The organism is Bradyrhizobium sp. cir1, assembly GCF_014198245.1.
Classification (GTDB): domain Bacteria; phylum Pseudomonadota; class Alphaproteobacteria; order Rhizobiales; family Xanthobacteraceae; genus Bradyrhizobium.
Map to the genome: position 1 here is coordinate 1 of NZ_JACIHE010000029.1, position 18,122 is coordinate 18,122.

Genomic DNA, 18,122 nt, shown 5'->3' on the forward strand with positions numbered 1-18,122 from the left:
GGCGCTGCGCTAGCGCAGCGCCGCAGCGGACCGAACCATGAACGACTGTCACCTATCGATCCGGTCTATTGTGTTACCCATCCATCCGCTGGACATCACTGCGTCTTGGCCACCCGTGGCGGCTGGGGGGAGGTGATGAAGCTGGTGGCTTCCAGCATCGCGGGGCCGAGCGGCGTCGGCACTTTCAGCCAGAACGGAACCAGGATGCGCGTGCCGGCGACCGGGGCGAAGGCGATCTCGATGTTGCGCTGGGCGGCGAGGTATTTGATCACGGGGCGATCGGGGATGTAGCCGGCGACAGGCACGAAATAGAGCGCGCAGACCACGACCGGGCCACGATAGCCCTTCTCTGCCTTCACGGTCTCCATGCGCTTGAAATCGAGCTTGAGGTCGTAGCGCATGCGGCCGTCGAACACGGGGGCGGCGTTGTGGCAGGCCTCCGGCGTCACGGGATCGCCGGTGCCGGGCACGCGCAAGAGCGAAGCCGTCATCGGATCCCAGACGCCGCGGCGATGCGCATCGGTGACGACGATGCGGTCAGGATCGACCGGCGGCTCCGGCACGATGCCGAACTCCTTCACATTGCCCTTGTCGAGCGTGATGTGGATGTTTTCCGTCTTCTTCTGGGTGGTGGTGGAGGCTTGGTAGCCGGTCGCAACCAGCGCGCCGTTGACGACGCGCCCCTGGCTGGCGCCCGTGCCGGACCCGCCCGTGAACGACTTCAACAGCCCCGTGGTGCCGCCGGAGGCCGCAGCCGCGAACACGTCGTCCTGGATGTCGATGTTCCAGGCGCCCTTGCCGACGGGAATGCCCGACAGCGTCGCCTCATATTGCGCCTCGAGCTTGCCCTGCGCGGCCACGGGCTCCGCCCCCCACGCCAGGACGAGCCCGCAAAGGGCCGCGAAGGCCAGCCGGCCGGCCGCGCGCAGCCGGGGCAGGGAAAGGGTCAGGGTATTCACGAAGCCATCCAATGGGGGCCGTCAGGCCATGTTAGTTAAGCCAAAAATCGCTGCAAACAATCCGTTCGGGTGCAAAACACCGGGAACTCCACCGGATATCTCGGTCGCGAATACGCCGTTTATGTGATGGTAAGGCGTTTCAATCATTGCCGTTTTAGTGATCGGGGTGTGACGCGGCGGCGCACCTTACTCCGCTGCCTCTCCCTCCTCCGCTGTCATACCCCGCGAAGGCGGGGTATCCAGTACGCTGCGGCGCCTCTGTTCCAGCCGCGCCGCCGGTGGAATACTGGATCGCCCGCCTGCGCGGGCGATGACACCTGTTGTGGGGCATGCCGCGGGCCACGAAACCCCGCCCAAAACCTTGACGCCAGCCACCTTCCCCCCTATACGTCCGCCCGCTCCCTGCAAGGACGAAAGAATTTGCCCCTGTGGCGCCCCGAATGGCGGCCGCAACTCGTTTGGGGCTCGAACTTAAGGATTTGTGACATGTCTCGCCGCTGCGAACTGACGGCCAAGGGCCCCCTCGTCGGCCACAAGGTCAGCCACTCCAACATCAAGACCAAGCGCCGCTTCCTGCCGAACCTCGTCAACGTGACGTTCATCTCGGAAGCCCTGGAGCGCAACGTGCGCCTGCGCGTCTCCACCAACGCGGTCAAGAGCGTCGACCACAATGGCGGCCTCGATGCCTTCCTGCTCAAGGCCAACGCCGACGCCCTGTCGCCGCGCGCCCTCGAGCTGAAGCGCGCCATCCAGAAGAAGGTCGGCGACGCGCCGGCGAAGAAGGCCAGCTAAAAAGATTCCCTGTTAGGGCGGGGGCTAGGTCGCGTGGCGTAGGCTTAGCCAGTAGAGTTTTGCGTTGACGGCCGGATCGAAAGATCCGGCCGTTTTTGTTTTTAAGACCCGCTTCGACGAAAGAACAATCGTGCGGGAACTTGCAAGCGGGCAACCTGAGAAAATAACTATAGGTTGTGCAGAGGTGGGAGGCGTGAAGTCTTAGGCGATTGCTATCCAACAGGTTTTCAAGGTTGTTTTGAACTGATTGTCTGGACTTCTGATCGACCGTGATGCGCTACACGATCCTCAGAAAAGCGCGACCTCTGGAAGCCGGAAGCGATGAGACATCCGTCTGTCAGGCCTCCGGAGAATCTGCACGCGCGGCTTTGGCCGTTATCTCTCTGGGGAGAAATTTCAATGGCTGGAGCGTTTAGCTGTGTCAGATGATAGCAAGGGTGAAGACCGTCCGTCGGCACTTGTACAAGTGAAGGACCTTCTGGGTCTCTCAGGCGCTGCCAAGATTATAGCTGAAGGAGTTGTGCACGGCGTCGGCGCGTGGCTTAAGCCGACGTTGACCAAAAGGCAGGCCAAAGCCGACGTCGAAGCAATGAAGCTTTGGTCGAACGCATTGAAGGAAGATGGACTGTCCATCTCCGCTGCCGAACTCTCTCTCGGTGATCGCGCTTCCATTCGCGCATTGGCGGACGAGCAAAGGCATCAGTTAAACCGCGAGGCTATTGCCCTCTGCGCAGTCGAAGAGTTTCGGGCCAGCGCAGAGGAGTTGCGCTTGTCAAAGGGGCATCCCTTTGATCCGGATTGGCTGGATCGCTTCTGGTCATTTGCGGAGAATGTAAGCAACGACGATTTTAGATCAATTTGGGCGCGCATCCTCGTGCGACAGGGCGCGGGAAAAAGCTCGTATAGTTTCCGGACGCTTTACACATTGAGCATGTTGGCGCGTGACGAGGCGGAGGCGCTTTCAAGGCTGGCGCCCTTTGCAACTACGAGCCTTCTATCCGGTGGTGAGACAACAGCTATGTGGCTCACAGCGGCAGATCATCTTGATCGATTCGTCCAACAGAATATGACAGAGTCAACTGGCACGACCCTTTCTCAGATCAACCGTCAAGTACAGACGCTTGTAAAACCTGTTCGGCAAGAGGTCTTTGGCCCTGCTGGAATAATGGTTGATTCTGGTTGGGCGTATGAAGCGCGCGCCACCGTCACGGCAGGAACGGCCCATATAAAGATAGCAGGAGTACCCTACTCGATATCAGGATTCCCGTCGCCGTTACCGATCCTTTCGGACGACGGCGAGTGTGCGTTGCTGGGCTCTGGAATTAGCTTCAGTTCAGTCGGAGCTGAAATAATCGAATTGATTGCGGCTCAGCCGGACAGCCGATACGTTGAGTTGCTCACCAGTGCTTTTCGTCTCCACGGACTTAATCTCGCCAGAAGTCATTGAACGGTTGCAGCGCAGTTCCAGGGCACGGCGACAATGAGAGACAGCATCAACAGCTTCTCATCGCCATGCGCGATCGAATGAGCGCGGGGCCTCAGTCCCGCGCTCCAAAAGAAGAAGTCACTATGGGTGAAACGGTTCAGAACCGCCGATGCAAGCCCATCACCGCAAGCAGCTCAGGACTTTAGTCCTTGGGCCGAAAGTGAGCGCGCACATGCTCGGGCCGCCGATGGCGAACGCGAACGTAGGAACGCACCCAGTGCTTCTGGCGTTTACGCATCCGTAAACCTCCACACAGGTTTGTTTTGGAGGTCCGATTGAAAAGCTCGTACGAACATGCGAGTTTTAATTGCGCCCCGCGTCGTGCCGAGTCTGCAACCGGACCGGTTTTCGCGGTCGAGGCCTGCATCACGTGCAAGGTGATGCAGGCCTTTACGCTATCGGGGGCCGACCGCACACCCCTGACGCGGCTAACGTCATCCCATCAACAGTCTCCATCACCGTCCGTGCGCGCTGAATTGCGACGCACGTTAGAGCTGAAACCCATTTAAGTTACCGGATCGTTCCTCAAGGCCGTTTCGAATCAGCGTGAGCACATGAGGATCATTGAACATCCGGGGGGCGACTCGACGCAACGCACATCGTAGGCAACCGCCAACTTACAAACAGGGCGCCCCCTGTTAATTTTGGCGAATCTTCCTTGAAATTAGCAAAAACCGCCCACTGAGGCCCCGCTGTAACATCCGGGCGTTACCGGGTGTCGCCCAATGGGCAGCGCAGCATAGCCGTCCAAGGAAGCGCGTCAGTCCAGTAGCGCCTCGATCTCGGCGTGCGCTACGAAGAATTCAGGCAGCACCATTTTCAGATCAGCGACTGCGTTTGCATCGCTCAGGTCGATGTCGTCCGGGTCCGGCAACAGCGCGCCGACACGAACGGCGCGCTCCAGCAGCGCGAAGAACTCGGCGCGATGATCACTGGTCATGATCCAAATTCTCCCACGAGATGCCGAGCCCGTGTCCGTTGGCGTTCGGCTTCGGTGGCGCGGCATCGAGCTTGAGCTGTGCACCATCGTCTCCTCTCCGTCGCGTAATTCCGCTATACTCGCCGGGGTAGCATTTGCCGGAGGGGCCTAGGGAGCACGTACACAACACCGAGCCGAAAAACCTCGTCATCTGTTGTGACGGGACCGGCAACGAGATCTTGGAGAACATCTCCAACGTCCTGAAGCTCTATCGCTGCCTGCGCAAGTCGGACACAACGCAGCCGCGGTAGCCCGCCTCCCCCTATCCCCGAAAATCAATGCTCCGCAGCACGATGCCCGGCGGGGTGCCTTCGAACTCGCAGGCGCGGTATTTGCTGGCGGCGCAGGCTTCGATGCGGTCGCGCAGGCGGGTGAACTGGGCTTCGCGGTGCTCGGGGGCGACCTTCGGGCCGCGTTCGAGATCGTCCATCGCCGAAGTCGAGATCGCGCAACCGATCTCCCGCGAGCCGTCCTGCATGGAGAACAGCACGATCATCCGGTCGTATTCGAGGCCGATGTAGCGGCCGCTGGTGAGGGTCATGGGGGCGTCCTGTACACGGGTTGCTTCGTGACGCGATGAGTTCATCGTCGTCTTGGCGAACGCCAGGACCCATTACCCCGGTCAGTGTTGTCGAAGCACGCTGTGGCACAATGTTTCGCAACAACGCGCTTCGGTGGTTATGGGTCCTGGCCTTCGCCAGGACGACACGTATTTTCTACGCGGACACCGTCCTTTCCCATGCCCGCATCCTGCCGCACGCAGCCCGGGGCCGCCTTCAGCTCTCCCCGTTGAGCCGCGCGAAATCGTCGAACAACGCGGTCACCAGCGCGCGGTGGCGGGTATCCTCGACGGGCAGGCTCGCGGCATAGAGGTTGAGCAGATAGCGCGCCTTCACCGCGGCCTCGGGCCACGAGGCGGCGGGCACCGTCATCAGGCGATTTTCGAGATCGGCCTCGCGCTCGCGCAGCTGCCTGACATTGCTCTCGACCTCCGCCAGCGCGCGGCGCAGATCGGTCGCCTTCTGCGCGGCCATGCCGCGATGCTTGTCGAGATCGACGGTATGGTCAGTCATTGGCGACCCTCGCGTCGGAGGCGATCGCATCCGCAAGGTCGATCGCGCGGATCGACAGCATCTCGACCGAGCCGAGCACGCCTTCCACCGGCACGATGATCGACGTGCCGACGCGGCGCCAGGCCGAGAAGGTCTCAGCTTCGATCGTCTCCTCGTCGGCGATCACCTGATAGGCGCCCGCCGGCAGCACGCGCTCGATGCCGTGGATGCGGAACGGATGCTTGAACGTGACGGTTTCCCGCCGCGAACGGATGGTCATGCGCGCCTGCCTTGCTGCGAGAGCGGGCCCCAAACCGACGCCGGCGATGGCGACCATGCGCTTGTCGCGCCGCGATAGCCAGCATTATCGTCACCAGAGCCATTTCCGTTCCGATCAAATCGGAACGGGCTCTGGTTTTTGTTTTGACGCGTTTTCTTGACGCGAACTGGTACCCACTTCGCTCGAAAACGCTCTGGCTCGCGCGGCGTTTTAGTCCTCGCTATTGCCGTGCGGCAGGCGTAGGCTTGCTTGCATCACCGCGCCGGGAAATCAGTCGTCAGGGCACGAGTTCGTCGTGCCGCGCAGGAGCTTGCGATGCCGCGTTTTCGCGCCTCTGAGTGGATCGTTCCGCCTGACATCGTTCCGCTGTTCCTTCTGCTTCTCGTCTGCGCGGCGGCCGTGCTCAATGGGTAGAACCACGCGCGTGCCCTATCTCGTCAGCGGAACGAACGAATATGGCAGCGCCAATCTCGGCCGCGGCAGCGCCACCGTCGCGTTGCGGCTGGCCCGCAAGCTGCTGCGCGACGGCTACATGGACGTGCGCATCTGCACGCCGCGCGGGCGCGTGCTGCAAGCCGACGAACTCAGCGAGCTCGAACCACAGGAGAGCGACATGGCCAAGGGACAGCAACGCAGCAACCGCGAAGCCAAGAAACCGAAGAAGGACAAGGCCAAGGTGATCGCCGCGGCGCCAAGCCGCAAGGAGGCCGCCTGGCAGCCGGATTTCGGGCCGGGGAAGAAGAAGTAGGGGGCGGCTTACCTCGCCCCGCTTGCGGGGAGAGGTCGGAATTTGCGTAGCAAATTCCGGGTGAGGGGGAGCTTCCGCGAATCCATCTCTCGCTGTTTTCCCGGAGAAAGCCCCTCACCCCAACCCTCTCCCCGCGAAGAGCGGGGCGAGGGAGCGCACCTTCGCTGCGGCTTATGTTCTCGTCTCCGTCTCCTCTCCGTCGCGCTTTTCCGCTATACTCGCCCGGGTAGCATTTCCCGGAGGGGCATATTGTGGAGCACGCACACAACATTGAACCGAAAAACCTCGTCATTTGCTGTGACGGGACCGGCAACGAGATCTCGGAGAACATCTCCAACGTCCTGAAGCTGTATCGCTGCCTGCGCAAGACGGACAAGACGCAGCCGCGGCAGATGGTGTTCTACGATCCCGGGGTCGGCACGGTGACGGAGCCGACGACGTGGCACCGCTGGAAGGCCAACATCAATCTGGTGCTGGGGCTCGCCACCGGCTACGGGCTCGATGACAACGTGCTCTCGGCCTATTGCTTCCTGGTCGAGCATTATGCGCCGGGCGACAAGATCTACCTGTTCGGTTTTTCGCGCGGGGCTTACACGGTTCGGGTGCTGGCGGGGCTGATCCACAAGATCGGGCTGATCTCGCCGGAGCAGGCGAACCTCGCAGGTTCGGGCCTCGTCGCCTACAAGCAATATTCCGGCACCGGGCGCGGCAACGACATCGAGGACCTCAAGGACATCGCGATCGACGAGAGCGGGCCGCTGCCGAAGGACACGTTCGACCTCGCCGCGCAGTTCGCGCGCATCACCTCGACGCGCTGGCCGACCATCCACTTCATCGGCGTGTGGGACACGGTGGCGAGCGTGATCGTGCCGCGGCGCGATAATTTCTTTTTCGTGTTCAGCCTGGAGGAGCTCGCCTTCACGCGGCGCAATCCGAGCGTCAACATCTTCCGGCAGGCGATCGCGATCGACGAGCGGCGGCGCATGTTTCGCCTCAACAAATACTGGGAGCCGCAGGACTATTGGAGCAACCGCTACGTGCCGGACGAGAAGAAGGTGCCGCAGGACATTCTGCAGGTGTGGTTCGCCGGCGTGCATTGCGACGTCGGCGGCGGCTTTCCGGAGGCGGAAAGCGGGGAATCGAAATATCCGCTGATCTGGATGATCGCGGAGGCCGAGAAGGCCGGGCTGAAGTTCAACCCGCGCACCGTGAACCAGCTCGCCTGGGGCGTCCAGCGCAAGAACTCGCCGTTCAAATACGTCGAGCCGGCCTATACGGGGAAGACGGGCGAATTGCACGATTCGATGAATGCCGCCTGGCGGGTGCTGGAGTATCTGCCGAAGCGCGCGAAGTATAGGGAATGGCCGGAGCGGAAGGTCACTTTCGGCTTCTACATCCCCGATTGCGAGCCGCGCGTCATCCCCGAAGGCGCGCATGTGCATGAGAGCGTGCTGAAGCGGATGGCGGTGGAGCCGGGCTATCGGCCGGTGAACATGCCGAAGGATTACGTGACCGTGCCGATGCCGGTGCCGCCGGGGGTGGATGCGGCGGCGGGGGCCGGGGTGGAGGAGGGCGTGACGGGGTGAGGTGGCGGGGTGCTTACCCTCCCCTGGAGGGGGAGGGTCGGCGCACGTTGAGCGCAGCGAAATGTGCGACGGGGTGGGGTGATCTCTCCCCACGGGGACCGTTCGAGTGGAGAGATCACCCCACCCCGCTCGCGCTGCGCGCGACCGACCACGGGCGAGCTACGCTCGTCCCGGACCCCTCCAGGGGAGGGTGGGCACCCCGCTACCGCCGCTTTCTCCGGTCGCCGCCACTTTTCATTAAAATTCTCCCGCCGACCTTAGCCGGATCGCATCAACTCCTCTGCATCATCCTGCACAGAGCCCGCCGCGAGCCTTTTTTGGTTCGGCATGATCTTTTCGGAAAACCGCTTCACACTTTTCGAAGATCATGCCGACTGCGGAGTTGGAGGAGACGTGCCACAGCATCCGCGAAAATTTGCCCGCGTCAAACCGGCCGGGCTGGTGTCCCGCCAGGCCAAGATCATCACCGACCCGCGCGCGCCGGTGATCAACTGCACGCTGATCGACTATTCGCCGGGCGGCGCCTGCGTCGATCTCGGCGGCCAGGTGCAGATCCCCGACCGGTTCGAGCTGCTGCATGTGAACACGAAGAAGCGCTGCCGCATCGCGTGGAAGCGCGGCACGCGGGTGGGCGTGGTGTTTTAGGGCGTCGCTGCCTGCTTACCCTCCCCTGGAGGGGGAGGGTCGGCTCGCATCGCGTAGCGAGGCGAGACGGGGTGGGGTGACAGTCTCTCCACATCCAACACTGCCCGAGTGGAGAGATCACCCCACCCCGCTCGCGCTGCGCGCGATCGACCACGGGCGAGCTACGCTCGTCCCGGACCCCTCCAGGGGAGGGTAAGAAGAGCTACTTCCGCATCCGCGACTTTGCGCCGGCGACGATCTGCATGGCGACGCCGGCGGTCCAGCCGAACAGGACGAGCCAGGTCCAGGCCATGTGCGGATCGAGGCGGAGCACGATGACGGCGACGGAGGCGAGCGCGGTGAGCGTGGCGCAGAGCGTGCCGGCCGAGCTCAGCAATTCGGCGGCGTCGATCTCGCTGTGCGCCTCGTCGAAAGGCATCTGCGGCGTGTCGATGCCGAGATAGAAGCCGACGGCACCGAGCAGCATCATCAGCAGCAGGAAGCCCTGCGTGGTCAACGGCGCGATCGCCGATCCGACATAGGCGCCGACGAACAGCCCGCACGCGGCCCCCGCCATCGCGAGGCCCACGCGCTCGAACACATGGGCAGTATTACGAACACGAAACCGCATGGCCGGCCTCCACGAGGCGTTGAACGTGGAGAGGTTAGGCCAGTTTTGGGGGGCGTGGAAGGTGAGGAGGTTTACGGATACGTGAGGGGTAACTCCCTCTCCCCGTTCTTACGGGGAGAGGGTTGGGGTGAGGGGCTTCTCTCCGCGCATGAGATTTTCGCCGCACCTGTACCCCCTCACCCGGATTGCGCTTGCGCGCAATCCGACCTCTCCCCGCAAGCGGGGAGAGGTGAAGAGAGTCACCGCGCCCCGAACGTGGTCCTGCCGAACAGCGCCTTCTGCGTCGAGGGCTGCGAGCGCCAGTATTGCGGCGGGGCTTCGACTTCGCCGCCGAGCTCGGCGGCGGCGTGCCAGGCCCAGCGGGGGTCGTAGAGCATGCCGCGGGCGAGCGCGACCATGTCGGCCTTGCCGGATGCCACGATCTCCTCCGCGTGTTTTGCGTCGGTGATCAGGCCGACGGCGATGGTGGGCACTCCCGTCTCGCGGCGGATGGCTTCCGCAAACTGCACCTGATAGCCGGGGCCGAGCGGAATCTTCTGCAGCGGCGAGACGCCGCCCGAGGAGGCATCGATCCAGTCGATGCCGCGCGCCTTCAACGCTCTGGCGAATTCGATGGTCTGCGCCAGATCCCAGCCGCCCTCGACCCAGTCGGTCGACGACACCCGCATGCCGATCGGCTTGTCGTGCGGGAAGACGGCGCGCACGGCGTCGTAGATTTCCAGCGGGAAGCGCATGCGGTTCTCGAGCGAGCCGCCATACTCGTCCGTGCGCCGGTTCGAGATCGGCGACAGGAACTGATGCATGAGATAGCCGTGCGCGCCGTGCAGCTCGATGGCGTCGATACCGAGCCGGTCGGCGCGCTTCGCGCAGTCGACGAAGGCGTCGCGGATGCGCTTCAGGCCGCTCGCGTCCAGCGCGAGCGGGGCGGCCTCGCCCTCCTTGTGCGGCAGCGCGCTTGGGGCCACCGTCTGCCAGCCGCCCGCGCTGATCGGGATCAGCTGGCCGCCGTCCCAGGGCCGCGCGCTGCTGGCTTTGCGGCCGGCATGGGCGAGCTGCATGCCGATCGCGGTGGAGGAATGCTTGCGCACCGAGGCGAGGATCTGCTTCAGCGCGGCCTCGCAGGCGTCGCTGTAGAGCCCGAGGCAGCCCGGCGTGATGCGGCCGATCGCCTCGACATGGGTCGCCTCGATGCAGAACATCGACGCGCCCGACAGGCTGAGATTGTTGATGTGGGTGAAGTGCCAGTCGGTGGCGACGCCGTCGTCGGCCGAATACTGGCACATCGGCGACACCACGACGCGGTTCTTCAACGTCAGGCCGCGCAGCTTGATCGGGGAAAACAGGGCGCTCATGCGGGGAGTTCCGGGAGGATGGGAGGATCGTGGAGAGAGTTTAGTGGCCGGGCGGCGGATTGCCAGTTGCGCGCGGGAATGGCGGGTAGTGGCGGCACGCATTGCGACCGCGGCTTGGCGCGAGAGCGCGCCACACATTCTGCCGTCGTCCCGGACAAGCGTCAGCGCAGATCCGGGACGACAGTGGAGATCGGGGCGCGCTCCGGGACGACGGCGGCGAACTACTCCACCAGCGTGAATTGCAGCAGCAGGGTGCGCTGGAGCATGGAAAAATTGTCGTCGGAGACGAGGGTCAGCACGGTCTCGCCCTCGGCCGTGACGTGGGAGTCGATGCCTTCCATGTTGTCGATCTCCTGGCCGAGATCGGCCTTGAACAGCGCGGGGCCGTCGACCACCGCGCCAGGCGCGATGGATTTGAGGGGGATCGAACGGATGCGGATGTCGACGCCGGTGAACCAGGAGAATTTGCGTTCGAGGATCAGGAGCTCGCCGGAGGGCAACAGCACCGCGTCGCTGATGTCGAATTTCTCGGTGCGGCGGACGCTGAACTGGCCGGGCGTCGGACCGCCGATCAGGAACGCGACCAGATTGCCGTCGGCATCGAGCCCGCGCTCGGAGAACGCGATCAGGCCGCCGGCGAGCGGCTGGCCCTTCGGGACGAAGACCAGCGCTTCCAGCCCCTTGTTGTGCGGCAGCTTGCGCAAGGCTGGCGGCACCGGGATCGGCTCGCCGCGGGCGCGGATGCCGCCTTTGGCGAAATCATAGCGCAGGATCTGGTTGACGCGCTCGAGCCCGACATAAACCACATTGCCGTCGCGCGTCAGCGATTCCGAATCCCACCACATGCGCTTTTCGGTGATCGGCCGCCCCTCGGCGCCCAGCAGCGGCGCGGCCTCGACATCGTCGAGCCCGGTCATCTTGCCGCCGGAATAACGGATGCGGCCGGTGAACCAGCCCCCTTGATCCGAGATCGCGAGGAAGCGCTCGCCCTTGGCATCGAGCCGGATGCCGGACAGGCCGCCGAAGCCGCGAAAGGGCGAGGTCAGCACCAGGCCGCTGCGATATTCCAGCGAGCCGAAGCGCGTGCGCGAGCGGTCACGCGGCTCGAAATTCGGAATGGTGCGCGCATTGACTTCGAGGCTGACGGGCTCGGCGACGGCGTGCTCGACCTGGAGCGGGCGCGGGGGCGGCTCGGTCGTGACCTGAGCGTGCGCCAGCCGGGACAATGCGAGAGTGGAAAATCCCGCCGCCGCGTGGCCAAGAAAGCTGCGGCGGGATGATTGCGTGCTCACGAATGCAATTTGCGTCGCGGGCGACCGGCCGGCTGGGTTGGCGCTGTGTTGGTCTCGCTGAACAGCTCGGCGAGCTTTTCGGTGATGGCGCCGCCGAGTTCTTCCGCGTCGACGATCGTCACGGCGCGGCGATAATAGCGGGTGACGTCATGGCCGATGCCGATCGCGATCAGCTCGACCGGCGAGCGGGTCTCGATCTCCTCGATGATGTGGCGCAGGTGCCGCTCGAGATAGTTGCCGGGATTGACCGACAGCGTGGAATCGTCGACCGGCGCGCCGTCCGAGATCATCATCAGGATCTTGCGCTGCTCGGCCCTCGCCAGCAGGCGCTTGTGCGCCCAGTCCAGCGCCTCGCCGTCAATGTTCTCCTTCAGCAGACCCTCGCGCATCATCAGGCCGAGATTTTTTCGCGCACGGCGCCAGGGGGCGTCGGCGGATTTGTAGATGATGTGGCGGAGATCGTTGAGACGGCCGGGATTGGCCGGCTTGCCGGCGGCAAGCCACGCCTCGCGCGATTGCCCGCCCTTCCAGGCGCGCGTGGTGAAGCCCAAAATCTCGACCTTGACGCCGCAACGCTCCAGCGTGCGCGCCAAAATGTCGGCGCAGGTCGCCGCGACCGTGATCGGGCGTCCGCGCATCGAGCCGGAATTGTCGAGCAGCAGCGTCACCACGGTGTCGCGGAACGTCGCCTCCTTCTCGTGCATGAAGGACAGCGGGTGATAGGGATCGGTGACGACGCGCGACAGGCGCGCGGGGTCCAGGATGCCCTCTTCGAGGTCGAACTCCCAGGCGCGGTTCTGCTGCGCCATCAGGCGGCGCTGCAGCCGGTTGGCGAGGCGGGCGACGATGCCCTGAAGATGCGCGAGCTGCTTGTCGAGATAGGCGCGCAGGCGCTCCAGCTCGTCATGGTCGCAGAGGTCCTCGGCGGCGATCACCTCGTCGAACTTGGGCGCGAAGGCGTGATATTCCGGCCCTCGCGGCTCGTTCCTGCCGTGCGCGTTCGGACGCGTCGCCTCGCCCGGCGTCTCGTCGTCGCCGAGCTCGCCGTCGTCGAAGGTGTCGGAGGTCGAGGCCTGCGCGCTTTCCATCGCGCTCTCGCTCATCTCCTCCGACGTCGCCTGCGCCTGGTCGGCGCTCATCTCCTGCGCGGCATCGGAATCGGGTGAGCCTTCCGCGCCGGACTGGTCGTTGTCGCCGTCCTGGTTCTCGTCGTTGTCCTCATCGTCCTCGCTGTCGGCGTTGCGCTCGTCGCCGAGCTCGAGCGCCGACAACAGATCATGCACGGCGTCGCCGAATCTGGCCTGGTCCTCGACCACGCCGTCGAGCCGGTCGAGCCGCCTGCCGATCTTGTCTTCGAGGATCGGGCGCCAGAGATCGACCATCTTCTTCGCCGCCGTCGGCGGCGCCATGCCGGTCAGGCGCTCGCGCACCAGCATCGCCAGCGCGTCCGCCAGTGGCGCATCGGCGCGGTCGGTGATCTCGTCGAACTTGCCGCGGTGAAAATGGTCGTCGAGCATCGCGGTGAGATTCTTGGCAACGCCCGCCATGCGGCGCGCGCCGATCGCCTCGACCCTCGCCTGCTCCACCGCCTCGAACACGCCGCGCGCCTGCGGATTGCCGGGCATCAGCTTGCGATGAACTTTCGGGTCGTGACAGGCGATCTTGAGCGCGATGGAATCGGCGTGGCCGCGCACGATGGCGGCGTCACGCTTGGTCATTTTCCGCGCCGGCTCGGGCAGCCGCGCCTTGCCCGGCGCAAGACCCGGGCGCTCGGCGGCGAAGGAGACGTCGAGCTCGGGCGATTTCGCGATCGCCTTGAGGCAGGAGGCGACCGAGCGCTTGAACGGCTCGGTCGGCGCTTCCTTGCTGGTACGGAATTTGGAGTTGGAGGTGGTCATCTCGCCCTATCCGTCGCCGCGGCCTAGTGCGCAATTGCGCACGGGGGCCGGGGCCCATAACCACCGGCCGTCGTCAGAAAAAACTATCAGCGTCGCTTCACCGAAACATCACGCGGTATGGGCCCCGGCTTTCGCCGGGACGACACACCGAGAGAGATCAGCTGAGCGCCACGTTGACTGCCGATTCCGGCAGCTCCGCGTTGAAGCAGCGCTGGTAGAACTCGGCGACCAGGGGACGCTCGAGTTCGTCGCACTTGTTGAGGAAGGTGACACGGAAGGCGAAGCCGATATCGCCGAAAATGTCGGAATTTTCCGCCCAGGTGATCACCGTGCGCGGGCTCATCACCGTCGACAGGTCGCCATTGGCGAAGGCGTTGCGGGTGAGATCGGCAAGGCGCACCATCTTGTTGACGATGTCGCGGCCTTCCTGGGTGCGATAGTGCTTGGCCTTGGCCAGCACGATCTCCACTTCCTCGTCGTGGCTGAGATAGTTCAGCGTGGTGACGATCGACCAGCGGTCCATCTGGCCCTGGTTGATCTGCTGGGTGCCGTGATAGAGGCCCGAGGTGTCGCCGAGGCCAACCGTATTCGCCGTGGCAAAAAGCCGGAAGGCCGGATGCGGCTTGATCACCTTGTTCTGGTCGAGCAGGGTCAGGCGTCCCGAGACTTCGAGCACGCGCTGGATCACGAACATCACGTCGGGGCGGCCGGCGTCGTATTCGTCGAACACCAGCGCGACGTTGTTCTGCAGCGCCCAGGGCAGGATGCCGTCGCGGAATTCAGTGACCTGCTTGCCGTCGCGGACCACGATGGAGTCCTTGCCGACGAGATCGATACGGCTGATGTGGCTGTCGAGGTTGACGCGCACGCAGGGCCAGTTCAGGCGGGCCGCGACCTGCTCGATATGGGTGGATTTGCCGGTGCCGTGATAGCCGGTCACCATCACGCGGCGGTTGCGGGCGAAGCCGGCGAGGATGGCGAGCGTGGTGGCGCGGTCGAAGCGGTAATCGGAATCGACTTCGGGCACGTGAGGATCGACTTCGGAATAGGCCGGCACTTCGAGATCGCTGTCGATCCCGAACACCTGGCGGACCGACACCTTCATGTCGGGCAGACCGGAAACTTCCTCAACTTTTGACATGGCGGCGGTCGTCATCAATCCTCCGAGGCCCCGGGCGATCCTGAGACCAGTTATTGCACGTTGGCTGCGGCTGGGTGCATCTGCGAACCTATCAGAGACAAGGGACCGGCAGAAGCCCGCGCCTCAATCAAAGTTCCGTTGTCTTTTCATTTAGATAGGTCAGGAACGCAGTTTTGGGAGGGCTGCCTTGCGAATCACGCTCGAATTTCGAGCGGGGGTAACGGGCTGCCCACGCAAATGGCACTTTCGCCGCCTCCCCTTACTTATGTAGGGTCTGAACTTGAAAGCCCCAGCCCGCCACAGAGACGACGTGACTTCCTTCCTTGATCCCCTCATCGCGTTCGCTTCGGCCCATGCGTGGCTGGCCTATCTGACCCTGTTCCTGGCGGCGCTGCTGGAAGCCGTGCCGGTGGTGGGATCGGTCATCCCCGGCTCGACCATTATCCTGGCGCTGAGCGCCCTGGTTCCGGGCGGCGAGCTGCAACTGCCATGGGTGCTGGTGGCGGCGGCGCTCGGCGCCGTGCTCGGTGACGGCTCGGCCTACTGGATCGGCCACCGGCGGCAGCGCGGGATCCTCAACACCTGGCCGCTGACCAACTATCCGCGCGTGGTCGAGGAGAGCGAGAGCTTCTTCCACCGCTTCGGCACCTGGGCTGTCTTCTTCGCCCGCTTCGTGCCGCCGATCCGCGCCTTCGTGCCCGTGACCGCCGGCGCACTCGGGATGGCGCCCGCAAGATTCTATGCGGTGAACATCCCGGCGATCCTGGTCTGGGCCCCCGCCCATGTGCTGCCGGGCGTGCTGGCGGTGACGGCGCTGCACGAATATGCCGGGCTGCACCACCATGAGCATGTCGGCAAGCATATCTGGATTTTGACGGTGGTTGGAGTTGCGATCGTGGGGGGCATAGCGGTGTGGATCTATCGCCGGCGGAATGGCGGCGCTGTCGCGGAAGTAAAGCCGCGGGCGTAGAGGCGGCGACGCTATTTGCTCTTCTGCGCATTGAGTAGCACCCATAGCCTCGCGATCTTACCGCCTTCAATTTCGGCCACGTCCGCCCCCGTCACCGCGACCGGCCCGTCCTCGGGCCCTGCGCGCCAAGCCAGATGCGCCAGGCCATGATGCCCGACGGCGACGCCGTCGGGGATAAAACGGAACGTCGGCCCGAACTGCTTCAAAAGGTTTGCGGCAACGCGCGAAATTTCTGCCCGCCCCTGAACGATATCCGTCGGCTCGTACATGACGGGCTCCTCAACGAACAGTTCGGCGATGGCGGTTCGACGTTTGTCGTCGTCCCGCTCGTTGAAGACGCGCTCCAGATTTGAGCGCAGCAGATGGTCGAAATCGATGTTGTCGGTCGTCATCTTGCGGCCTTTCATAATCTCATCTTGTTGGGGGCGGCGTCGCGGAAACAAAGCCGCGGACACAGGGGCAATCAGACCAGACGCGCACCGCCATCGACATGCAGCGTCTCGCCGTTCATGAATTCGTTGCTCATCAAGAAGACCACGGCATTCCCGGCTTCCTGCGCAGTGCCAACACGGTGCAGCGGAAGCTTTTCTTTCAGCGCCGCCACGTAGGCATCACGGCCCTCGCCAAGCGTACGTGCGAGGAGCGGGGTGTCGATCGTCCCAGGCGACAAGGTATTCACGCGGCGTGGTGCCAGCTCCAGGGCAAGGCCGCGGGCGAAGGCCTCCATCGCAGCGGAGGCGGCCGCGAGCACGGACGTGCCATATGCGTTGGGTCGATCGGCCAAGGCTCCGGAAATGAACGTGACGGACCCGTCGGCAGCGAGCCGGTGCCCAAGGCTTCGCAACACATGCACGGCCGCCCAAATTCGCTCATCGAAGGCGCGGCGCAGGTAGGCGACATCTGCCTCCAACACTTTGCCTGCGACGAAGCTGCCCGCAAGCAGAACGAGATGGTCGACTTGCGGGATGTCGGCAAGGGCTGCGGCAATGGTCTCGGGCTTGGTCACGTCCGCAGCCCGCCAGCCGGCGAATCTGTTCTCCGCGGCAACTCGCTCGGCTCCGACGGGGTCGAAACCAATAACGATAACCTTGGCGCCCGCCGCTTTGGCCTGCTGCGCGGCAGCCAGGCCGATGCCGGATGTGCCGCCGAAGATGACGACGTTGCGATCTTTGAGGGTCTGGGGAGCAGGGTCGATCACGGGAGTCGGTCCTTTCAAGAGCGGGCGCGCAGCGCGCCGCCGATGAATGGAAACCTAGGCCAATGAGTTTTACTTGAAAATTGAGCCAATCTTCGGTTTTGTTATTCCATCATGGCACAAATCGCCCTCGATCGACTGACCGGTCTCATCGCGTTTGCCCGCTCCGGCTCCCTTGGCAGCTATTCAGCCGCCGCGCGTGCACTTGGTGTCTCGCCATCTGCGATCAGCAAGAGCGTGCAACGGCTGGAGCAGCACCTCGGCCTGCGCCTGTTCAGCCGTACGACGCGCTCGCTCACTCTGACGCCAGAGGGGCGGGACCTGCACGAGCGGACGCTGCGGCTTTTGCGCGAGGCGGACGCGATCGAGCAAGCGGCGGTGGCGGCGCGTTCCGAACCTGCGGGCACGCTGAGGATCGCCGCGCCGCTACCTATCGGCGTGAATATTCTCTCGCCGGCCCTGCCACGCTTTCGACAGCGCTATCCAAAGCTCATGATCGAGTTGCGGATCGGCGACCGCTACGTTGATCTGATCGAAGAGGGCATCGATGTCGCGATCCGCGTCGGCGATCTCGCGGACTCCCGGCTGATCTCGCGTCAGCTCGCGCCGCACCGCATCTGCGCTTTCGCTTCCCCCGACTATCTGGCCCGGCGCGGCACGCCGATCCATCCCGACGAACTGGCCAACCATGACTGTGTGAACTTTCGCTTCCAGAGTTCGGGCCAGACATTTCGCTGGCCCTTCCTCATCGGCGATCGCCTGGTCGAGATCATGCCCGACGCGGCCATCATCACCGATGTTAGCGAGGCTGTGGCCACCGTCATTGCGTCGGGCGGTGGCATCGGTGTTACCCCCACGTTCGTCGCAGCTCCTTATGTCAGACGCAACGAACTCGTACCCGTCCTGCAAGATTTCGTCGTCCCTAGAACCAACATCACCGCGTTATGGCCGGAAAGCCGTCGAGGCAATCCAAACGTGAAGGCCTTCGTCGCGTTCCTGGGTGAGGTTTTTCCGCCGGATCCGCCGTGGGACGACGTATTTGCCAAGGCCCCAAGATCGGGGGCCCCGAGACGGACGAAGCCTTGAGGTTCGCGACGGCATGAGCTCACGAATCGACTGTGCGTTCTTGCCATGAGG

General features: G+C 64.0%; 19 protein-coding genes and 1 pseudogene. 8 read left to right on the forward strand and 12 right to left on the reverse strand.

All coding sequences use genetic code 11. The annotated features are described in order from the left end of the window. Positions 1-95: 95 nt before the first annotated feature. Complete coding sequence (locus GGD63_RS34650; protein WP_409334111.1) at positions 96-959, reverse strand: DUF3108 domain-containing protein; 864 nt, start codon at positions 957-959, stop codon at positions 96-98. A 486-nt stretch (positions 960-1,445) separates the two neighbouring features. Here GGD63_RS34650 and rpmB point away from each other — a divergent pair, with 486 nt between their 5' ends. Next, positions 1,446-1,751 (forward strand): 50S ribosomal protein L28, encoded by a 306-nt coding sequence (gene rpmB / locus GGD63_RS34655; RefSeq protein ID WP_080140584.1) that lies wholly within the window; start codon positions 1,446-1,448, stop codon positions 1,749-1,751. 418 nt (positions 1,752-2,169) lie between these two features. After that, the gene (locus GGD63_RS34660; protein ID WP_183248980.1) at positions 2,170-3,198 is read left to right on the forward strand and encodes a DUF2806 domain-containing protein; all 1,029 of its coding nucleotides are present in this window, start codon (positions 2,170-2,172) and stop codon (positions 3,196-3,198) included. A 799-nt stretch (positions 3,199-3,997) separates the two neighbouring features. Here the strand turns inward: GGD63_RS34660 and GGD63_RS34665 are convergent. Next, positions 3,998-4,177 carry a hypothetical protein gene (locus tag GGD63_RS34665; RefSeq protein WP_183248982.1) on the reverse strand — a complete coding sequence of 60 codons (180 nt, stop codon included), beginning with the start codon at positions 4,175-4,177 and terminating at the stop codon, positions 3,998-4,000. Positions 4,178-4,311: 134 nt separating this feature from the next. On the opposite strand from GGD63_RS34665, the pseudogene GGD63_RS34670 reads away from it, so the two are divergent. After that, a pseudogene (locus GGD63_RS34670) lies at positions 4,312-4,464 on the forward strand (phospholipase effector Tle1 domain-containing protein); the annotation flags it as partial. A gap of 14 nt (positions 4,465-4,478) precedes the next feature. On the opposite strand, the gene GGD63_RS34675 reads toward GGD63_RS34670, so the two are convergent. The 3 genes from GGD63_RS34675 to GGD63_RS34685 all read right to left on the reverse strand — a co-directional run bounded on the left by GGD63_RS34675 (position 4,479) and on the right by GGD63_RS34685 (position 5,548). Further along, positions 4,479-4,757, reverse strand: a complete 279-nt coding sequence (locus GGD63_RS34675) for a DUF1488 domain-containing protein (RefSeq protein WP_183248984.1) — start codon at positions 4,755-4,757, stop codon at positions 4,479-4,481. A 235-nt stretch (positions 4,758-4,992) separates the two neighbouring features. Beyond that, positions 4,993-5,289: a hypothetical protein gene (locus GGD63_RS34680; RefSeq protein ID WP_183248986.1), complete on the reverse strand. Its 297-nt coding sequence runs from the start codon at positions 5,287-5,289 to the stop codon at positions 4,993-4,995. After that, positions 5,282-5,548 (reverse strand): hypothetical protein, encoded by a 267-nt coding sequence (locus GGD63_RS34685; RefSeq protein ID WP_183248987.1) that lies wholly within the window; start codon positions 5,546-5,548, stop codon positions 5,282-5,284. Before GGD63_RS34685 ends, GGD63_RS34680 begins: the two co-directional genes overlap by 8 nt. Positions 5,549-5,954: 406 nt before the next feature. Here GGD63_RS34685 and GGD63_RS34690 point away from each other — a divergent pair, with 406 nt between their 5' ends. From GGD63_RS34690 to GGD63_RS34700, 3 genes are all read left to right on the forward strand, one after another. Then, positions 5,955-6,296: a hypothetical protein gene (locus GGD63_RS34690; RefSeq protein WP_183249116.1), complete on the forward strand. Its 342-nt coding sequence runs from the start codon at positions 5,955-5,957 to the stop codon at positions 6,294-6,296. A gap of 251 nt (positions 6,297-6,547) precedes the next feature. Beyond that, on the forward strand, positions 6,548-7,882 hold the full coding sequence (locus GGD63_RS34695; protein WP_183248989.1) for a DUF2235 domain-containing protein: 1,335 nt from the start codon (positions 6,548-6,550) through the stop codon (positions 7,880-7,882). 393 nt (positions 7,883-8,275) lie between these two features. Next, a complete protein-coding gene (locus GGD63_RS34700; RefSeq protein WP_183248991.1) occupies positions 8,276-8,527 on the forward strand; it encodes a PilZ domain-containing protein in 252 nt (83 codons plus the stop codon). 202 nt (positions 8,528-8,729) lie between these two features. Here GGD63_RS34700 and GGD63_RS34705 read toward each other — a convergent pair whose 3' ends face one another. The 5 genes from GGD63_RS34705 to cobS form a co-directional block, all read right to left on the reverse strand. Continuing rightward, a complete protein-coding gene (locus GGD63_RS34705) occupies positions 8,730-9,137 on the reverse strand; it encodes a hypothetical protein (protein WP_183248994.1) in 408 nt (135 codons plus the stop codon). 239 nt (positions 9,138-9,376) lie between these two features. Continuing rightward, entirely contained in the window at positions 9,377-10,489 is a 1,113-nt protein-coding gene (locus GGD63_RS34710; RefSeq protein WP_183248996.1) for an NADH:flavin oxidoreductase/NADH oxidase, read from the reverse strand. A gap of 221 nt (positions 10,490-10,710) precedes the next feature. Then, a complete protein-coding gene (locus tag GGD63_RS34715) occupies positions 10,711-11,781 on the reverse strand; it encodes an esterase-like activity of phytase family protein (RefSeq protein WP_183248998.1) in 1,071 nt (356 codons plus the stop codon). Next, positions 11,778-13,679, reverse strand: a complete 1,902-nt coding sequence (gene cobT / locus GGD63_RS34720) for a cobaltochelatase subunit CobT (protein ID WP_183249000.1) — start codon at positions 13,677-13,679, stop codon at positions 11,778-11,780. Before cobT ends, GGD63_RS34715 begins: the two co-directional genes overlap by 4 nt. A 157-nt stretch (positions 13,680-13,836) precedes the next feature. Beyond that, the gene (gene cobS, locus GGD63_RS34725) at positions 13,837-14,835 is read right to left on the reverse strand and encodes a cobaltochelatase subunit CobS (protein WP_018643488.1); all 999 of its coding nucleotides are present in this window, start codon (positions 14,833-14,835) and stop codon (positions 13,837-13,839) included. Positions 14,836-15,130: 295 nt separating this feature from the next. Between cobS and GGD63_RS34730 the strand changes: the two genes are divergently transcribed. Next, positions 15,131-15,790, forward strand: a complete 660-nt coding sequence (locus GGD63_RS34730; protein WP_183249002.1) for a DedA family protein — start codon at positions 15,131-15,133, stop codon at positions 15,788-15,790. A gap of 11 nt (positions 15,791-15,801) precedes the next feature. On the opposite strand, the gene GGD63_RS34735 is transcribed toward GGD63_RS34730, so the two are convergent. Both GGD63_RS34735 and GGD63_RS34740 read right to left on the reverse strand, forming a co-directional pair. Next, the gene (locus tag GGD63_RS34735) at positions 15,802-16,197 is read right to left on the reverse strand and encodes a nuclear transport factor 2 family protein (protein ID WP_246785776.1); all 396 of its coding nucleotides are present in this window, start codon (positions 16,195-16,197) and stop codon (positions 15,802-15,804) included. A gap of 56 nt (positions 16,198-16,253) precedes the next feature. Next, positions 16,254-16,988 carry an SDR family oxidoreductase gene (locus tag GGD63_RS34740; RefSeq protein WP_183249004.1) on the reverse strand — a complete coding sequence of 245 codons (735 nt, stop codon included), beginning with the start codon at positions 16,986-16,988 and terminating at the stop codon, positions 16,254-16,256. A gap of 111 nt (positions 16,989-17,099) precedes the next feature. Here GGD63_RS34740 and GGD63_RS34745 point away from each other — a divergent pair, with 111 nt between their 5' ends. After that, the gene (locus tag GGD63_RS34745; RefSeq protein ID WP_183249006.1) at positions 17,100-18,071 is read left to right on the forward strand and encodes a LysR family transcriptional regulator; all 972 of its coding nucleotides are present in this window, start codon (positions 17,100-17,102) and stop codon (positions 18,069-18,071) included. The last annotated feature ends 51 nt before the right edge of the window (positions 18,072-18,122 follow it).